We start from the raw sequence: 17889 nt of genomic DNA on the forward strand, positions 1-17889 counted from the left end.
GGTCCAGCCAGGTCCCCCCTGGTCTCACCGAACAGCGACCTTAACCGACGCGCAAGGTCATCGTTACGGAGCCGAGTGCCCTCTTAACGAATCCTGAAGAAAACGATTGACTGACCGCCGCGAACCTCGTCCCGAGGGTGGGTCAGCCGCCGAAGTCCTGCACCCAACTGCCGTTGCCCCACTCCGGCTTCACCTGGCCGCTGTCGTAGCCGATCCCGATCATCGTGTAGGTGCAGTTGAGGATGTTCGCGCGGTGCCCCTCGCTGTTCATCCAGCCCTGCACGACCGCGGCCGCGCTCGTGTAGCCGACGGCAATGTTCTCAGCCATCGCGCCGCCCCGGAAACCGGCCGCCTTCATTCGGTCGAACGGGTTGCGGCCGTCCAGGCTGTCGTGCGCGAAGTAGTGCTCGGCAACCATGTCGGCGGCATGCGCCTCGGCGGCCTGGGTCAGCGACTTGTTGGTTCGCAACGGTCCGCAGCCGGCCTTCGCCCGCTCCTGGTTGGTCAGGTCCAGCACCTGCGCCTCGACCGGACCCGATCCGCCGACCGGCTCCGAGGTCTTCGTCTTCTTGGTCAGCGTCGGTGTCGGCGTCGCCGAACGAGTCGGCGTCGACGTGGTGGGCTGCGGCGTTCGAGAGCTGCTCCGGCTGGGTGCCGACGTCGTCCGGGTCGGCCGCGGCGTCATGTTCTTCGCCGTCGACGGAGCCGGGGACGGGGTCGTGGACGGAGTACGGCGAGGTGTGTACGACGGGCTGATCGGACGGACCGGCGCGGCCGACGAGGCGTCGTCGCTCGCGGTCGCCATCGTGACCGGAGTCTCCTGGCTCGTCACCCTGCTGCTGTCCGACTGACGCAGTACGAACCACCCCACACCGGCCAACAGCATCAGAGCCGACAAGGACGCGAGGAGCGGACCGGCCACGTTGTTACTCGATGGCCGTCGGTGGTTCGTCATGGTGTGCAGCCTTGCCCAGGCCGACGCCTGCCAACTCCCGAACGGCCCGCCCTTAACAACGCTTTGACTATGGCAATCGTTTGACTGTCAGCGGCAACGGGCGATGACGATGTCGGCGATCACCTTCCAGCCCAGGCTCCGGTACAGCCGCAGGCCGTCGATCGACGCGATCAGGATGCCGCGTTTCGCACCCTTCGCGGCGGCCGCCTCGACCAGCGATGCCATCACGGCGCTGCCGAGTCCGCGCCGGCGGTGTGCCGGGTCGGTCTCGATCCGGTCGGCGACCGCGTCCTCGCCGACGACCGCCATCCGGCCGCTCGACACGACTCCGCCGTGCATCGTGGCGCGGGTGATGATCAGGTCGTCCTCGAGCTCGGTGTGCAACGAATATCGCTCGTGCAGCTTCAGCGCCGGCTGCTCCGAGAGCTGGATCGTCATCAGCCAGTCCTGGTCCTGCTGGACCTCGAGGCCGAGCTCCTCCAGTTGCTCGATCCGGGCTTCCTTGTCGTCGGTGGCCAGCGTGATCCAGCCCGAGCCGCGCCCGCCGCCGTCGGCGAGGGCCAGCTGGGCGGCGCGGTCCACCCGTTCCGGTTTGTCGTCGGCATCCAGTACGACGTACTCCGTCGGCCGGCTCTCCTCACCTGCCCGGACGATCAGGATGCCGTCGTTGTCCTCCTCAACCGTGGTCCAGCCCCGCGAGACGGACCACCCGGCCTGCCAACGGCGGACGAGTTCCTCACGATCTCTCACCCGTCGATTCAAGCAGCCCGGCAGCGCGACGGCGAGGGGAACCGGTGTCGTTTGTCACCAACTCGCCGTAAACCACTGCCTGCAGCCGGTCACCACGGTGCCCGAGACGTCACCCGGCGGGGTGTTCGGTGGCTAGCAGGTCGTAGGTGAGGAGGTTGTTGTAGGTGCCGTCGCGGCGAGGGTCGGCGAGGCGCTCGTTGCCGACCTGCGTGAAGCCGTTGGCCTCGGCAACGTGCGCGGACGCGGTGTTCTCATCGGCGCACTTCAGCACCAGCCGGCGACGGCCCAGACCGCCTTCCTCGATCGGCCGGAAAGCGTGTGCGATCACCAGTTCGACGGCCGTCGACATCACCTTGCGGCCGCGGGCGTCCGGGTGCATCCAGTACCCGATCTCGCCGACCGTCCTGTCCATCCGGTGGTTCAGACCGAAGATGCTGACGTTGCCGAGCAACTCGTCGGTGACCGCGTCGGCGACCGCCCACGCGACCGCATCACCACTGGCCGCCGCGTCCGGCCGGCTCGCGATGAATCCTTTGGCGTCGTCGAGTCCGTACGGCGACGGCATGCCCGTCAGCCACTGCTGCGTCCGCTCGTCGGCGCAGGCCTCCATCACCCGCTGTGCGTCCGAATCGCGCAGCTCCCGCAGCCGGATCGCATCGCCCTCGAGCACCGGCACCGTCCACCAGTTGCCCTTCGGCTCGAGCTCGTCGTCGCACCCGATCGTCGCGACCCACTCGTCCTTGCGTACGCCGCGCGAGCGTCCACCGCCCGGAATCGTCACCAGGCCACGGAATCCGGTCTTCCATGCGACCCGGCGGCTCGCGTAGTTGCCGACGTACGCGCGCCAGATGACGCGTTTCCAGTCGAGGCCGTCGAACGCGTACCGCACCACCAGCTTCAGCGCGCGGGTCATCACCCCGTTGCCGCGGACCTCGGCCGACACCGCGAACCCGACCTCGCCGGCACCGCCCTCGCCGTCACGCAGGTCGATGGTGCCGACGTAGTTCCCGTCGTACTCGATCGCCCAGGCCCAGGCGGTGTTGTCGCGCCAGCCGGCCGGGACCACTTCGGTGAGGAAGTTCACCGCGTGCTCGTGCAGGTACGGGACCGGGATCGTGGTCCATTCCTGCATCACCGGGTCCTGACACATCCGGTACGCCGGCTCTACGTCGGCGGCGGTGTGCGCACGCAGGGTCACCACACCGTCGGTCAGCACCGGGACGTCGTCGGGAAATCGCATGCTTCAGGGTGACGCGCTGCCACCGGCCGGGCAACACATTTCCCTGCCGGCGGGACTATTCTGTGGACGTGAACGCAGCCGGAGCAGAACCGCCCCGCGGCCGCGGCGGCCAGCTCGCCGCCCAGCGGCAGGCCACGATCGTTGCCGAGGTCAACAGCCGGGGCGCGATCACGGTCGCCGAACTGGTCGACCGGTTCGGGGTCTCGGACATGACGATCCGGCGCGATCTGGACGCCCTGGACTCCAGCGGCCTGCTGCACAAGGTGCACGGCGGCGCGACCTCCGTGGGTCTGCGCAGCGCGCACGAGCCGGGTTTCGACGCCAAGCTGACCCAGGAGTCCGCCGCCAAGCAGGCGATCGCGGCCGAGGCCGCCACTCGGGTGCAGCCGGACAGCGCGATCGGCATCGGCGCCGGTACGACGACGTACGCGCTGGCTCGTCAGCTGTTGCGGGTGGAAAACTTGACGGTTGTCACGAACTCGGCGCGGATCGCCGATGTGTTCCACGGCAACGGGCGCTCGGACCGCACCGTCGTCCTGATCGGCGGCATCCGCACCCCGTCGGACGCGCTGGTCGGCCCGATCGCGACCGCTGCGCTGGCGTCACTGCACCTCGACCTGTTGTTCCTCGGTGCGCACGGTGTCGACGCCGAGCACGGGTTGAGCACGCCGAACCTGATGGAGGCCGAGACCAACCGGTCGTTCATCGCCGCGAGCCGTGAGGTGGTCGTGGTCGCGGACCACACCAAGTGGGGCACCGTCGGGCTGAGCACGTTCGCGACCTGGTCCGACCTGGACGTGATCGTCACCGACAACGGCCTCACGCCCCCCGCCCGTAAGGCCATGCGCGACACGGGATGCGACCTCGTCATCGCCTCCTAGCTGACCCTGGAGGCACCTGCCGACGGGGTCGCCGCGAGCGAGCTCGGGGCCGAGAAACCGTGTTCCGCAAAGGCTTTCTCGATCGCCGACAGTACGGCGTCGGCAGCCGAGGCCTCGACCAACGCGATGATGCAACCGCCGAAGCCGCCACCGGTCATCCGCGCACCGAGGGCCCCCGCCTCCAGCGCGGTGTCGACCGCAACATCGAGCTCCGGCACGGTGATCTCGAAGTCGTCACGCAACGAGGCGTGCGACGCGGTGAACAGGGGACCGACTTCGCGCAGCTTGCCGGCCCGCATCAACGCGACCGCGTCCTCGACCCGGCGGATCTCGGTCACCACATGCCGCACACGCCGCCGTACGACGTCGTCCGACAGCCGCGCGAGCGCGTCGTCAAGGTCCTCGAACGCGATCGAACGCAGAGCCGGTACGCCGAGCTCGGCCGCCGCCTGCTCGCAGCTCTTCCGGCGCGCGGCGTACTCGCCGTCGACGTGCCGGTGCGGTGCCTTCACGTCGACGACCAGCAGCGCGAGATCGTCGGCCGGCGGGTTGAAGGGGATCTGGTCGGTGGACATCGCGCGGATGTCGAAGAACAGCGCATGGCCCGCGGTGCAGCACATCGAGGCCATCTGGTCCATGAGTCCGACCGGTGCGCCGACGTACTGGTTCTCGGCCTTCTGCGCCAACCGCGCGATCTCGGCCGGGTCGACCTCGAGGTCGCGCAGTCCGAGCAGCGCCACGAACGTCGCGCAGAGCAGGGCGGCCGACGACGACAGACCGGCGCCGGACGGGAGGTCCGACTCGACCAGCAGGTTCGCGCCGCGGATCGGGTAGCCGGACTCGCGCAGGATCCAGGCCGCGCCGGCCGGGTACGCCGCCCAGTCGCCGACCGAACCCGGGGCCAGGTCGTCGATCGCGAACTCGATCACGCCCCGCTGCCCGCTCGACGCGACGGCGATCCGGCCGTCGTCCCGCTTCGACGCGGTGACCAGGATGCGGTTCGGCAACGCGATCGGGAGCACCAGGCCGTCGTTGTAGTCGGTGTGCTCACCGATCAGGTTGACCCGTCCCGGGGCACGCCAGCTGCCGTCGGGCGACGTACCGAAAACCTTCTGGAAGCTCACTGGCCGGCCTTTCGCAGAGTCTCGGCCACATCCTCGGGCCGGGTGTCGCTGATGAACGCGCCCATGCCGGACTCGGAGCCGGCCAGGTACTTGATCTTGTCCTTGGCCCGCCGGATCGACAACAGCTCCAGGTGCAGGTAGCCGAGCTCGCGATCGATCCGGACCGGCGCCTGGTGCCAGGCGGCGATGTACGGCAGCGGCTCGCCGTACAGGCCGTCGAGACGGCTGAGGACGTCGAGGTACAGCTCGGCGAAGTCGTCGCGCTCGCCGACCGACAGCTCGTCGATGCCGCCGACCTGGCGGTGCGGGTACAGGTGCACCTCGACCGGCCAGCGGGCGGCCTCCGGGACGAACGCGGTCCAGTTGCCGTTCTCCGCGACGACCCGGGTGCCCTCCTTGCGCTCCGCGGCCAGGACGTCGGCGAACAAATTGCTGCCGGCAACTTCCTGGTGCTTGCGGGCCTGCCGCAGCAGGTTCTGCATCCGCGGCGGGAGGAACGGGTAGGCGTAGATCTGGCCGTGCGGGTGGCTGAGCGTGACGCCGATCTCGCGGCCGCGGTTCTCGAACGGGAACACCAGCTCGACGTCGTCGCGGGCGCCGAGCTCGGCGGTCCGGTCGGCCCAGGTGTCGACGACCAGCCGGGCCTGGCCCTGGGACAGATCGGTGAACGAGCGGTTGTGGTCGCTGGTGAAGCACACCACCTCGGTCCGCCCCGGGCCGGCGAAGGACGGGAAGCGGTTCTCGAAGACGGCGACGTTGTAGTCGTGGTCCGGGATCTCGGTCGGGTTGCCGGGCTTGCTCGCGCACAGCGGGCACTGGTCGGCCGGCGGCAGGTACGTCCGGGTGTTGCGGTGGGTGGCGTAGGTGATCACGTCGCCGGTGAGCGGGTCCGTGCGCAGCTCGACCTGCGGCTGCGGGGCGGGCAGGCCGCGGGTGTCCTCGAGCGGCACCCGGACCGGCGCGTCGGACGGGTCGTAGTAGATCAGCTCGCGGCCGTCCGACAGTCTGGTGTCGGTCCGGCGTACACCGCGCGGTGTGTTCATGGTGTGACCCCTCCCGGCCGTACGACGCGTCCGGCCAGGAATCATCATAAACCGACAAACTCGAACACGCACGAGGGACCGCGTGACCGGTAGGCTTGGTAGATGGACGACTACGCCCAACGCACGCCCTCTCGGCAGCTGACGAGAGGGCGCTAGGAACTCCGACCCATGAACGAAACCCTGCTCAACATCGTCCTGATTCTGGTCTTCGTGCTGATCGGCGGGGTCTTCGCCGCGGCCGAGATGGCCCTCGTCTCGCTCCGGGAGAGTCAGCTCAAGGCACTCTCGCACCGCGGCCGGCGCGGCGAGATCGTCGCCAAGGTGGCCGCCAACCCGAACCGGTTCCTGTCCGCCGTGCAGATCGGCGTGACCCTGATGGGCTTCCTGTCCGCCGCCTTCGGTGGCGCGACGCTCGCCGACGGCCTCGCGCCGCACCTGGAGAAGCTCGGGCTGCCCGAGTCGGTGGCCGGCACGGTCGCGCTGGTGCTGATCACGATCCTGATCTCGTACGTCTCGATCGTGCTCGGCGAGCTGGCCGCGAAGCGCCTGGCCCTGCAGCGGGCCGAGGGTTTCGCGCTCGCTCTCGGGCCGTTCGTGGACCGGATCGCGTCCGGCGCGCGGCCGGTGATCTGGCTGCTGTCGAAGTCCACCGACCTGGTGGTGCGCGCGCTCGGCGGCGACCCGAACGCGAACCGCGAGGTGATGACCGACGAGGAGCTGCGCGACGTCATCTCCGCGCACGAGTCGCTCGGTGTGGAGGAGCGCAAGATCGTCGACGACGTCTTCGAGGCCGGCAGCCGGCAGCTGCGCGAGCTGATGCTGCCGCGCACCGAGGTGGATTTCGTCGACGCCGAGATGCCGGCGTACAAGGCGGTCAAGTTCGCCGCCGAGCGGCCGCACTCGCGGTACCCGGTGATGAACGGCTCGGCCGACGACATCGTCGGCTTCGTGCACGTCCGGGACCTGTTCGACCCGGCGGTCGCGACCCGCTCGGTGCGGGTCGGCGACCTGGCGCGTGAGGTCCTGATGCTGCCGGACACCGCGAAGCTGCTGCCGACGCTGACCGAGATGCGCCGCCGCAGCACGCATCTGGCGATCGTCCTCGACGAGTACGGCGGCACCGCCGGCATCGTCACACTCGAGGACCTGGTCGAGGAACTGATCGGCGACATCAAGGACGAGTACGACGAGGAGCCGGCCGAGACGACCCGGCTCCGCAGCGGCGACATCGAGGTCGACGGCCTGCTGAACCTGGACGACTTCGCCGAAGCGACCACGATCGAGCTCCCCGACGGGCCCTACGAGACCGTCGGCGGGTTCCTCGCCGCCCGCCTCGGGAAGGTCCCGTCGACGGGTGACGAGGTCCCGTTCGACGCCCACACGCTGACCGTCACCGAGATGGACGGCCGCCGGGTCGCCCGAGTCCGCCTCCACCTGGTCAAGCCGTCGGAAGAGGTTCCGGCCGAGCAACCAGAACCCGCCGCCGACTGAGTACGACGAGTCCGCCGACGACGTACCCCAGGCCCTGGAAGAGCAGGATCGGGATGATGCCGACGGCGTCGCCGAGCAGGCCGGCCGCGGCGATGCCGAGCAGGACCGCGACGCTTTCGGCGGCGCCGACCGCGCCGTAGATGCGGCCGCGGGTGCCGTCGACGGTGAGGTTCTGGAACACCGTCATCATCCCCGCGATGGTGAGCGCGCCGGGCAGGCCGACGACGATCATGCAGACGAACGCCGGGATCACGCTGTCCAACGCCAAGGGATAAAGGAACAGGGCAGTGTCGATCAGACCGAAGGCGAAGGCGCCGACTCCCCACAGGGTCGCGGCCGGCCGGCGGGAGCCGATCGCGGCCGCGATCAGGCCGCCGACGATCCCGCCGATCGCCTGCGACGACACGATCAGGCCGTACACCTTCCCGTCGCCGCCGACCTCGGAGCTGACGAACGGCGCGAACAGCGTGCTCATGATCCCTTCGCCGACGCCGGTGACCAGGCAGAACACGAAGAACAGCCGCATCGCCGGACCCGCGACGCACAGCCGCAGTCCCTCGGTCCACTCCTCCTTCAGCCGTTTGATCGCGCCGCCGGCCGTTTCTTCCTTGGATTCGGGGCGTGCCTGACGGTGTCGCATCGCGGCGACCAGCACGACCGCGACCAGGAACGTCACAGCATCGCCGACGGCGAGCAGCGTGAGTCCGCCGGCGGCCGCGAGCACACCGCCGAGCGCGGCGCCGACCAGCCTTGCGAGGTCGCGGATCTGGCTGTTCAGGGCATTCGCGGTCACCAGTTGCTCGGAACTCACGAGGAGCGGGACCAGTGATTGCTCGGCAGGCGTGAAGAACTGTTGTAGACAGCTCTGCGCCAGTACGACGCCGTACACGATCCAGATCGTGCTCGCGTCGTGGACGGCGATCAGCGGGAGCAGTACGACGGCGTTCAGCACGTTCGTCACGATCATCGTGGTGCGCTGGTTCCACCGGTCGACGAAGACGCCGGCCAGCGAGCCGAGCAGTACGGCGGGGAGGAACGACGCGAGGAGCAGTCCGCCGGACGCGAGCGTCGAGCCGGTCAGTACGTAGACCTGGAACGCGAGGCCGGTACGCAGCAGCCAGTCGCCGGTGAGCGAGATCAGGCCGGCGCTGAGCATCAGCCGATAGTCACGTTGCCGCGCGAGGACATCCCACAAGTCCTTCATCTGCCTAGGTCCTGCTCCTCCGGCGCGATCGTGACGATCTGGGTGAACGAGACATAGCGGCTCCCCGCCGGCCGGGTGGACTTGTCGTCGATGGGCCGCTCGTCGACCCAGCGCTGCAGGATCTCGTTGATCTGGCCAACGATCTCCGCCAGTTCCTCGCCGGTCAGGTAGAGGCCGGTCTGTCCGATGCCGGAGTTGTCCCGCCAGGCCGGGTCTGCCTGCGGGCGCTGTTCCTGCCATTTCGCCAGCGAGTCCAGCGCCCGCTCGGCCATCAGCTGCTCGAGTACGTCGGCAGCGGCCGCGCCTTCGGACGTCTTGATCGCGTCCTGCCAGGACTGCGAGGTGGACACCAGGCGCCACGGCCGCTCGCGGTTGTCCTTACCCGGTGCGGGCTCGACGAAGTCGTACTTCGCCAACTGCCGCAGGTGGTGCGACGCCAGCGCCTGACTGATCCCCAGCCGCCGCGCCGCATCGGCCGCGGTCAACGGCCCTTCCCGACCCAGCAGCGACTGCAGGTCCAGCCGCACCGGGTGCGCCATCGCCCGAATGGCCAGCGGATCGTCCAGCAACCGCGCCCGCCGCGGATCCTTCTCCAAAGACATGCTTGGAATATCCAGCACCCTCAAACCCAATGTCAAGCCGTTGCTTGGAATGTTCGGCGCCATACCGAAGAACGGGTAGCGCCCAGCCGGCGAGGTGCAGCTCGACAGGAGGTGTCAGGAGACTGGGTAGTGCACCTGAGCGTGGCGGTCCTTGGTGCGTACGGTGTCCCGCGGTGCTCTACCTGTCGAGCGTGCACATCCGGACCTAACCGCTACCCGTCCTTCGGTACGCCGGGCTCCATGCCGTTGACCAGAAAACGGCGAAATGTCGAGTGTCGGCGGTTGTGTCCGACCTCTGCTGCGAAGATCCAGTGACTGCCCGAAAGGACGCCGACATGAAGTACCTGCTGATGATCCACAGCAACCCGATCACCTGGGGTCACCCGTCGTTCCTGCACACCGAGGAGGGCAAGGCCCTGCCGAAGAAGGCGCGGGACGCGCTCGCCGCGCAGCTCGACAACCTGCTGAACGAACTCGACGCCAACGGCGAGCTGATCAACGCCGTCCCGCTCGACCCACCCACGAAGACCCGGGTGGTCCGCGTCCGCGAAGGCGTCCGCGCCACAACCGACGGCCCCTACTCCGAGGCAAAGGAACAACTAGCCGGCGTCTTCCTCATCGACGTAGCAAGTCAAGAACGAGCCGAAGAGGTAGCCGCCACCATCCCAGAAGCAGGCTTCTACGCGGTCGAGGTCCGCCCAGTCTCAGTGTTCGACTAGGCGTTGGTGGTTCTCGATTGTTGCGAGGGCGGGGTCGAGGGCGCCCAGGGCCAGCCAGGTGGCGCCTCCGACTCCGTCTCGCGCGGTCAGGACGTCGCCCGCGAAGTGCTGTCGGATGAGATGTCCCACAGGAGATGACTCACCGGCGACACTGCCCGCGAGCACCATCGGGCCCTTGTCCGACGTTGTCTTCAGCCGTGCGGCGGTTTCTGTGAGCAACTCGGCTGCGCGTTTCACCAGGGACCGCGCCGTCTCGTCGTCCTGCGCGTACGCCGCCATCACGGTCGGCGCGAGCTCTGCGAGCAGAACGGGTGGCCGGCTGTTAACCGTTCGCACCAGATCATCACGCAGTGCGTCGTATCCTTCACGTTGTGCAGCAGCATGCTCGTCCCGATCGGGCAGGATCGCTTGTACGACGGCCTGCCCGAGCAGCCCGAGCGGCTCACGCAGATCCAGGGCCTGCAGCACACTGCGCACGGCCTCCCGGCCGAGCCAGAACCCGGAGCCGTCGTCGCCCAGCAGCCAGCCGTGTCCGCCCGCGGTGCGCAGCAGCTGATGATTGCGTACCAGGCCGGCGTTGCTGCCGGTCCCGGCGATCAGCACGGTTCCGTCCGGTTCCGGCGTACCTGAGGCGAAAGCGACCTCGAGATCGCCGATGTAGTCGGGCGCGACGGTGAGCCCAGCGCCGGTCCACGCGGCCTCGAACTGGGCCGCCACGTCCGGGCGGGCGAGCGCCACCCCGCCGGCCATGCCGACCACCCCGGCCTTGACCGCCGTCGGGTCCAGTCCGGACAGTGCCGCGTGAAGGGCGTGCCCGAAGTTGGCCGCCGCACTTGCCGGATGACTGGTCGGATTCCCTCCCGCTGCGGCGCCGCGACCGATTACGTTGCCCTCAGAGTCCGCGATCACGATCCGGGTGGAAGTGCCGCCGAGGTCGCCGCCGAGGACCAGTGGTCCGGCAGGTATCGGGACCACCTGGTCGACAGGTGCGGCGTCAGCGTCCGGAAGCGAGCCTTCGACCGACATACGCGATGCTCCAAACTGCTCGGAAGAGCCTATAAGTAAGCACAAGCAAACAAGGTTACGCAACGGTCCCGATCTGGGGAGATCACACGAATGAGCCTTGACTTTAGCTACGAGTTGAGAAAAGTTCTGTCCAGCAAACAGCAAACTTGCGCATTTGTCGGCACTTGGAGTGTCGCCGGCGAGCAGATTAGTCGAGGGGTGGGCCGTTGATGGCCAGCAGTAACACGGGGGAATCCACTGGCGTGAGCGCACAGGCGTATGTTCAAACGCTGATGCCGATCATGGCCGCGGTCACCACCCAGATCGACGGCCCGATCCAGCAGGCCGCCGACCTGATGGTCACGTCGCTGCGCGCGAACGGTGTCATCCAGGCCTTCGGCTCCGGCCACTCCGAGGCCCTCGCGATGGAGATCGCCGGCCGGGCCGGCGGACTGATCGCCTCCAACCGGATCGCCCTGCGCGACCTGGTGCTGCTCGGCGGCGAGCCGAAGGAGCTGCTGCGCAGCGCGGAGCTCGAGCGCGACCCGGCGTACTCCCGGAAGCTCTACGAGCTGTCCGCGGCCCGTGAGGGCGACCTGTTCGTCATCGCCTCCAACTCAGGTGTGAACGGCTCGATCGTCGAGCTCGCGAGTGTGGTCAAGGAGCACGGTCACCCGCTGATCGCGATCACCTCGCTGCAGCACACCGGCGGTATGGACTCGCGGCACCCGTCCGGCAAGAAGCTGATCGACTTCGCAGACGTGGTGCTCGACAACCACGCGCCGTACGGCGACTCCGTCCTGGACCTGCCCGACGGTGCGGGCAAGGTCTGCGCGGTGTCGTCCATCACCGCTGCGCTGATCGCGCAGCTGCTTGTTGCCGAGGTGCTGCGCCGGATGACCGAGGCCGGCGAGACGCCGCCGGTGTACCTGTCCGCGAACATCCCGGGCGGCGACGAACACAACCATGCCCTTGAAGCAAGGTACGCCGGTCGCATCCGGCGTACTGCGTGAAACACTCCTTGGAAGGCGGGACCAATGACCACTCCCAACAACCTGTCGCGGCGCCTGTTCCTGCAGCGCGCAGCGGTCGGCACCTTGATGGCGACCGGCGGCAGCACGCTGCTGGCTGCGTGTGCCGGCAGCGGCAGCGACAACAAGGGTTCCACCGGCGGCGGCGCTGACAAGACCGCGGACAACCCGTTCGGAATGGCGGACAAGGCGACCGTCGACGCGGTGATCTTCAACGGCGGGTACGGCTACGACTACGTGACGTTCGCGGCCAACCTCGTGCAGAAGAAGTTCGCGGGCTCGACGGTCAAGGTCGCACCGTCCACCGAGATCGCCCAGCAGCTGCAGCCGCGCTTCGTCGGCGGCAACCCGCCGGACCTGATCGACAACTCCGGCAAGGCCCAGATCGGCTTCGGCACGATCCTGGACCAGCTGGAGACGCTGGACGACGTCTTCGAGGCCAACAACTACGAGGGCACGAAGATCGCCGACACCCTGTACCCCGGCGCCAAGAACCCCGGGACGTACGACGGCAAGTTCGTCGCGATGAACTACGTGCTCACCCTCTACGGCCTGTGGTACTCCGAGAGCCTGTTCAAGGAGAACGGCTGGGAGCCGCCGAAGACCTACGACGCGCTGCTCGACCTCGGTGCCAAGGCCAAGGCCAAGGGCAAGTACCTGTTCGTCTGGGGCAAGGAAGCCGCGACCTACTACCACACCCTGGCCGTCGACTCCGCGATCAAGGAGGGTGGCGACGAGGTCCGGCTGGCGCTGGAGAACCTCAAGGAGAACTGCTGGTCGCAGCCGCAGCTCCAGAGCGTCTTCAAGGCCATGGAGACCATGGTCAAGAACGGCTACTTCGTCCCCGGTGGCGCCGGCACCCAGTTCACCGCAGCCCAGGCGAAGTGGAGCAACGACCAGCAGGCCATCCTCTACCCCTCGGGCTCGTGGATCGAGAACGAGATGAAGAAGGCCACCAAGAGCGGCTTCCAGATGAAGGGCATCCCGGAGCCGACGGTCACCGACAGCCCGAAGATGCCGTACGAGTCGCTGCGCAGCGCGGCCGGTGAGCCGTACATCGTCCCGTCCAAGGGCAAGAACGTTGCTGGCGGCAAGGAGTTGCTGCGGGCCATGCTGTCCAAGGAAGCGGCCACCAACTTCGCCAAGACGCGGCTGGCGCCGACGATCGTCAAGGGTCTGGTGCCCGCGGACGGTTTCGGTTCGACCGCGCTGCAGTCGCAGACCGCGATGCTGGACGCCGCCGGCACCAACATCTTCGACTACCAGTTCGTCGGCCTGTACGGCATGAACACCGACAACCTCGTGGTCTGGAACTCGTTCCTGTCCGGCCAGCTCGACGCGGCCGGCCTGACGAAGGGCCTGCAGGAGATCACCGACAAGGTGCGTAACGACAGCTCCGTCAAGAAGATCCCGGTCACGAAGTGACCGTGACACCAGAGGCTGTGCCGGGAGGCGGACCGAAGCGGTCCGTCACCCGGCGCCGCCGGCCGCTGACCTTCGACCGGGCCAGCTTCATGGTCGTGTTCCTCGGCCTGCCGCTGGCGGTCTTCGTGATCTTCGTGGTCTCGCCGTTCGTGCAGGCGCTGTACTACTCGCTGACCGACTGGTCCGGGTTCAGCTCGGGGCAGAACTTCGTCGGCCTCGACAACTACGTCAAGCTGTTCCACGACGACATCTTCCTCAAGGCCGTGCGCAACAACATCCTGCTCGCGATCGTCGTGCCGATCGTGACGATCGTGCTGGCGCTGGCCCTTGCCACGCTGGTGACGATCGGCGGCTCGGGCACCGGGACCGTCCGCGGGCTGCGCAACTCCGGCTTCTACCGGATCGTCTCGTTCTTCCCGTACGTGATCCCCGCGATCGTGATCGGCCTGATCTGGGCCCAGGTGTTCACGCCGGGCTCGGGTGTGCTGGACGCGGTGCTGTCGAAGATCGGGCTGCACCAGTTCGAGAACTACGCGTGGCTCGGTGATGCGCGGACCGCCATGCCGGCCTCGATGTTCGTGATGATCTGGGGCTTCGTCGGCTTCTACATGGTGCTGTTCATCGCCGCCATCCGGGGCATCGACCCCGAGGTGTTCGAGGCCGCCCGGATCGACGGCGCCGGCCGGTTCCGTACGGCGGTGTCGCTGACCGTGCCGCTGATCCGGGACAACGTGCAGACGGCGTACATCTATCTCGGCATCGCCGCCCTCGACGCCTTCGTCTACATGCAGGCGCTGAACCCCGGCGGCGGGCCGCAGAACTCGACCCTGGTCATGCCCCAGCAACTGTTCACCACGGCCTTCACCAAAGGGCAGTTCGGTTACTCGACGGCGATGGGCGTGATCCTGGCCGCGGTGACGATGCTCTTCGCGCTCCTGGTCTTCACGGTGAACGCACTGACCGGCGGACGTGAGCGGAAAGTGAAGGAACGCCGATGACGACAACCACCGCCGACCGGGCCGAGGCCGCGGCTGCGTCCCGCGCGCCTCGCCAGCGGGCCCCGGAGGGCAGGGGTGTGGCCACGACCGCCCACCTCGCGCTGATCCTGTGGTCGCTGCTGGTGATCCTGCCGCTGGTGTGGACGCTGCTGTCCTCGTTCAAGTCGACGCAGGAGGTCCTGGGCAACCCCCTGTCGCTGCCGGGCAAGCTGCGATTCGAGAACTACGCCAACGCCTGGACGACGGCCGGCATCGGTCGCTACTTCGCGAACACGGTGATCGTCGTCGGCGTCGCGCTGGTGCTGGTGATGATCCTGGGCGCGATGTGCGCGTACGTGCTGGCCAGGTTCACGTTCCCCGGCAACCGGCTGATCTACTACTCCATGCTGGCCGGGCTGACGTTCCCGGTCTTCCTGGCGATCGTGCCGCTGTTCTTCGTGCTGAAGAACCTCTCGTTGCTCAACACCTTGCCCGGGTTGATCGTCACCTATGTCGCGTTCGCGCTGCCGTTCACCGTGTTCTTCCTGCACAGCTTCTTCAAGGCGCTGCCGGGTGAGATCTACGAGGCCGCGCAGATCGACGGAGCCGGTGAGTGGCGCACGTTCTTCTCGGTGATGCTGCCGATGGCGCGGCCGGGGATGGCGTCGGTCGCCATCTTCAACTTCCTGGGGTTGTGGAACCAGTTCCTGCTCCCCGTCGCCTTGAACACGGACTCGAAGAACTACGTGCTCTCGCAGGGCATGGCCTCGTTCGCATCGCAAGCCGGCTATGCGGTGGACTTCGGTGCTCTGTTCGCAGCCGTGGTGATCACGGTGGCGCCGGTCCTGGTCGTCTACATCATCTTCCAGCGTCAGCTGCAGGTCTCCGTGACCGCCGGAGGCGTGAAGTAATAGCCTGCGGTGATGCTGAGACGGCGGACCTTGTTGCAGGGCGCGTTGGCCGGTGCGGTCCTGAGCGGCTGCACCAGCGAGCCGGTCGCCCCGCCTGTGTCGAAGGACAACCCGTTCACGGTGGACGGGAACGCTCCGGTCGACCTGGTCATCGGTGAGGAGTACGGCGGATTCGCGGCGGCGGCGTACCGCAAGAAGTACGCGGCCGCCTCCGTCACGCCGAAGGTGACCACGCAACTGTCCGCCGAGTTGCTGCCCCGGTTCGCTGCGGGCAACCCGCCCGACGTGGTGCTCAGCACCGGGGACGACGCGCTGAAGCTCGGCCGGCTGGTCAAGGAAGGTCAGCTGACCGACCTGCAGCAGTTGCTCGACGCACCGTCCTGGGACAACCAGGCCGCGACGGTCAAGGACCAACTGCTGCCCGACATGCTGAACTTCGGCCGGTACGACGGGGCGCAGCGCACCGTCAACTACATCGCGAGCGTCTACGGGATCTGGTACTCGGCGAGCCTCTTCCAGCGCCACGGCTGGGAAGTGCCGCGCACCTGGTCCGATCTGCTTGCCCTCGGCGCCGATATGAAGGCGGCCGGCCTCGGCCCGTTCATGTACGCCGGCACGCATCCGTACTACCTGCTGGAACTGGTGCTCACGCTGGCCGCGAAGACCGGCGGCCCGGACGTTGTGAAGCGGATCGACAACCTCGACGACGGCGCCTGGACGGACGAGAGCGTCACGAAGGCGATCAAAGCGGTCGGTGAGCTGAGCAGGCGCGGGCTGCTCGCCCCGGGGACCGCGGACTACGACCACATCGGGTCGCAGAAACGCCTCCTGGCCTCCAAGGTCGGGATGCTGCCGTGCGGCAACTGGCTCGAGAACGAGATGAAAGGCCTGGTCCCGCAGGACTTCGCGCTGACGATGTTCGCCGTACCGGCGCTGGACACGTCGCCCGCGCTGGCCAGTGGACTGCACGTCGGGGCGACCGCGCCGTTCCTGGTGCCGGAGAAGGCGAAGAACCAGGCCGGCGGCCTCGAGTACCTGCGAGCGTTGCTGTCGGCGGACGTCGCGGCGCAGGTCACCTCGGAGTCCAGTCAGCTCACCATCGTCCGCGGGGCGGCCGATGGGCTGGAGATGAGTACGGCGCTCAGCTCGGCCCGCGACCTGCTCGCGTCGGCCGGGGATCAGCTGATCACGTGGTACTTCGACGACTGGTACCCGGAGTTCGCGACCGCGGCCGCCGCGGCCACCGGGCAGTTCATGGCCGGCGGTCTGGCCCAGTCCGAGTGGACCGCGCGGATCCAGGCTGCGGCCGACAAGCTCAAACAGGACAACGCGGTCACGAAGTACCACCGAGACTGAGAGCTAGGTTAGGTTAGGGCAACCTAACTTGATCCCTGTGAGGTCTCCTATGCGTCGCCTGCTGGTGTTCTTGGCCGTACTCCTGCTCGCCCTGACCGGGTGCGGAAGCGGGAACGACGACGACGTACCCCAGGCAGCGCGTGAGCAGGGCGGCGCCTTCCCGGTGACGATCAAGAACAAGTACGGCGACACCGTCGTCAAGCAGGCCCCGCAACGGGTCGTGACGGTTGGGCTGGTCGAGCAGGACGCACTGCTCGCGCTCGGCGTCGTGCCGGTGGCGACGACCGAGTGGTTCGGGGAGAAGCCGGGCGCGTTGTTCCCGTGGGCGAAGGCGAAGCTGGGTGATGGCGCAGTACCGCAGGTGCTGAGCGACAAGGACGGCCTGCAGTTCGAGAAGATCGCGGCGCTGCAGCCGGACCTGATCATCGGGCTGTACTCCGGGATCACGGCGGACGACTACAAGAAGCTGACCGCGATCGCGCCGACGGTCGCGCAGCCGGCCGGAGTACCGGACTGGGGCGTGTCCTGGCAGGTCGTCGCGCGGACCGTCGGTCAGGCGGTCGGGAAGGCGGCGCAGGCCGACGAGCTCGTGAAGGGGATCGAGGCGCGGTTCTCCGAGGTACGGGCGCAGCATCCCGGGCCGCCGCAGTGGACGGAAACCCGGCGACGAACGCGTAAAAACACCGTCGCCTGAGGCGGCTGGTTCGCCGTACGCTCTAAGGGGGTGAGAGCGATGGCATGGCTGGCAGCGGCGGTTCTGTTCTTGGTGCTGTGCGTCCTGCTGAACCTCCTGCTGCCGAATCCGCCGCCGTCACGGTTGCGGCGCAGCCTCCAGCGGCGTACGGCGCGGATGGCGGACCGGCTGCACCGGCATCCGGTCCTGGACCCGGATCCGTTCGACACGCTCTGGCTGCAGACCCGCCTGGGGTACCTGGCCGGCAAGATCCGGCGGATCGAGTCCGCGCCCCAGGTCTACGCCCGCGCGCATCGCCTGATGGCCCTCGAGGCGGCGTACGACGACCTCCTCGACGAGGCCTGCCGCCTGGCCGGCTGCCCGGGGGAGGCCGAGCAGAAGCGCTCCGAGGAAAAACGCTGGCAGGAAGAGCAGGAACTGGCCGCCCGCGGCTGGTCCTGGTGACGGACCCGCCCGGGTGTGAGTTGAACTTCGGGCGCTG

The 17889-nt window shown here is 68.0% G+C and carries 19 protein-coding genes; 11 read left to right on the forward strand and 8 right to left on the reverse strand.

Annotation, left to right across the window (positions count from 1 at the left end; all coding sequences use genetic code 11):
- Window positions 1–142 precede the first annotated feature (142 nt).
- On the reverse strand, window positions 143–517 hold the full coding sequence (locus tag EV651_RS42325; protein ID WP_238156819.1) for a CAP domain-containing protein: 375 nt from the start codon (window positions 515–517) through the stop codon (window positions 143–145).
- Window positions 518–569: 52 nt separating this feature from the next.
- On the opposite strand from EV651_RS42325, the gene EV651_RS42330 reads away from it, so the two are divergent.
- On the forward strand, window positions 570–851 hold the full coding sequence (locus tag EV651_RS42330; protein ID WP_238156820.1) for a hypothetical protein: 282 nt from the start codon (window positions 570–572) through the stop codon (window positions 849–851).
- A 191-nt stretch (window positions 852–1042) separates the two neighbouring features.
- Here EV651_RS42330 and EV651_RS11675 read toward each other — a convergent pair whose 3' ends face one another.
- A complete protein-coding gene (locus tag EV651_RS11675; RefSeq protein WP_133785044.1) occupies window positions 1043–1705 on the reverse strand; it encodes a GNAT family N-acetyltransferase in 663 nt (220 codons plus the stop codon).
- Between the two features lie 109 nt (window positions 1706–1814).
- Window positions 1815–2945, reverse strand: coding sequence for a GNAT family N-acetyltransferase (locus EV651_RS11680; protein WP_133785046.1), 1131 nt, complete (start codon window positions 2943–2945; stop codon window positions 1815–1817).
- A 68-nt stretch (window positions 2946–3013) separates the two neighbouring features.
- Here EV651_RS11680 and EV651_RS11685 point away from each other — a divergent pair, with 68 nt between their 5' ends.
- The gene (locus tag EV651_RS11685) at window positions 3014–3826 is read left to right on the forward strand and encodes a DeoR/GlpR family DNA-binding transcription regulator (protein ID WP_133785048.1); all 813 of its coding nucleotides are present in this window, start codon (window positions 3014–3016) and stop codon (window positions 3824–3826) included.
- Here EV651_RS11685 and galK read toward each other — a convergent pair.
- Both galK and galT read right to left on the reverse strand, forming a co-directional pair.
- Complete coding sequence (galK, locus tag EV651_RS11690) at window positions 3823–4950, reverse strand: galactokinase (protein WP_133785050.1); 1128 nt, start codon at window positions 4948–4950, stop codon at window positions 3823–3825. The two genes, EV651_RS11685 and galK, sit on opposite strands and share 4 nt — an antisense overlap.
- Window positions 4947–5993 carry a galactose-1-phosphate uridylyltransferase gene (galT, locus tag EV651_RS11695; RefSeq protein ID WP_133785052.1) on the reverse strand — a complete coding sequence of 349 codons (1047 nt, stop codon included), beginning with the start codon at window positions 5991–5993 and terminating at the stop codon, window positions 4947–4949. The genes galK and galT overlap by 4 nt, the downstream gene beginning before the upstream one ends.
- Before the next feature lie 168 nt (window positions 5994–6161).
- Between galT and EV651_RS11700 the strand changes: the two genes are divergently transcribed.
- Complete coding sequence (locus tag EV651_RS11700; protein WP_133785055.1) at window positions 6162–7484, forward strand: hemolysin family protein; 1323 nt, start codon at window positions 6162–6164, stop codon at window positions 7482–7484.
- Here the strand turns inward: EV651_RS11700 and EV651_RS11705 are convergent.
- Window positions 7432–8688 carry an MFS transporter gene (locus EV651_RS11705; protein WP_133785057.1) on the reverse strand — a complete coding sequence of 419 codons (1257 nt, stop codon included), beginning with the start codon at window positions 8686–8688 and terminating at the stop codon, window positions 7432–7434. The genes EV651_RS11700 and EV651_RS11705 overlap by 53 nt on opposite strands.
- The gene (locus EV651_RS11710; RefSeq protein WP_133785059.1) at window positions 8685–9290 is read right to left on the reverse strand and encodes a helix-turn-helix transcriptional regulator; all 606 of its coding nucleotides are present in this window, start codon (window positions 9288–9290) and stop codon (window positions 8685–8687) included. The genes EV651_RS11705 and EV651_RS11710 overlap by 4 nt, the downstream gene beginning before the upstream one ends.
- Window positions 9291–9625: 335 nt before the next feature.
- Between EV651_RS11710 and EV651_RS11715 the strand changes: the two genes are divergently transcribed.
- Window positions 9626–10009 (forward strand): YciI family protein, encoded by a 384-nt coding sequence (locus EV651_RS11715; RefSeq protein WP_133785060.1) that lies wholly within the window; start codon window positions 9626–9628, stop codon window positions 10007–10009.
- On the opposite strand, the gene EV651_RS11720 is transcribed toward EV651_RS11715, so the two are convergent.
- A complete protein-coding gene (locus tag EV651_RS11720; RefSeq protein WP_133785062.1) occupies window positions 9995–11035 on the reverse strand; it encodes an N-acetylglucosamine kinase in 1041 nt (346 codons plus the stop codon). The genes EV651_RS11715 and EV651_RS11720 overlap by 15 nt on opposite strands.
- A gap of 209 nt (window positions 11036–11244) precedes the next feature.
- Between EV651_RS11720 and EV651_RS11725 the strand changes: the two genes are divergently transcribed.
- Genes EV651_RS11725 through EV651_RS11755 form a run of 7 tightly spaced genes read left to right on the forward strand, consistent with a single transcriptional unit; the run spans window position 11245 to window position 17852 of the window.
- A complete protein-coding gene (locus EV651_RS11725; protein ID WP_133785064.1) occupies window positions 11245–12027 on the forward strand; it encodes a sugar isomerase domain-containing protein in 783 nt (260 codons plus the stop codon).
- Between the two features lie 24 nt (window positions 12028–12051).
- Entirely contained in the window at window positions 12052–13470 is a 1419-nt protein-coding gene (gene ngcE / locus EV651_RS11730; protein WP_133785066.1) for an N-acetylglucosamine/diacetylchitobiose ABC transporter substrate-binding protein, read from the forward strand.
- A 2-nt stretch (window positions 13471–13472) separates the two neighbouring features.
- Window positions 13473–14468, forward strand: a complete 996-nt coding sequence (locus EV651_RS11735) for a carbohydrate ABC transporter permease (protein ID WP_238156821.1) — start codon at window positions 13473–13475, stop codon at window positions 14466–14468.
- Window positions 14465–15358 carry a carbohydrate ABC transporter permease gene (locus tag EV651_RS11740; RefSeq protein WP_133785068.1) on the forward strand — a complete coding sequence of 298 codons (894 nt, stop codon included), beginning with the start codon at window positions 14465–14467 and terminating at the stop codon, window positions 15356–15358. The genes EV651_RS11735 and EV651_RS11740 overlap by 4 nt, the downstream gene beginning before the upstream one ends.
- 12 nt (window positions 15359–15370) lie before the next feature.
- A complete protein-coding gene (gene ngcE / locus EV651_RS11745; RefSeq protein ID WP_133785071.1) occupies window positions 15371–16714 on the forward strand; it encodes an N-acetylglucosamine/diacetylchitobiose ABC transporter substrate-binding protein in 1344 nt (447 codons plus the stop codon).
- Window positions 16715–16763: 49 nt separating this feature from the next.
- The gene (locus tag EV651_RS11750) at window positions 16764–17408 is read left to right on the forward strand and encodes an ABC transporter substrate-binding protein (RefSeq protein ID WP_238156822.1); all 645 of its coding nucleotides are present in this window, start codon (window positions 16764–16766) and stop codon (window positions 17406–17408) included.
- A 39-nt stretch (window positions 17409–17447) separates the two neighbouring features.
- Complete coding sequence (locus EV651_RS11755) at window positions 17448–17852, forward strand: hypothetical protein (RefSeq protein ID WP_202870283.1); 405 nt, start codon at window positions 17448–17450, stop codon at window positions 17850–17852.
- Window positions 17853–17889 lie beyond the last annotated feature (37 nt).

It is taken from the genome of Kribbella sp. VKM Ac-2571 (genome assembly GCF_004362255.1).
GTDB lineage: Bacteria > Actinomycetota > Actinomycetes > Propionibacteriales > Kribbellaceae > Kribbella > Kribbella pratensis.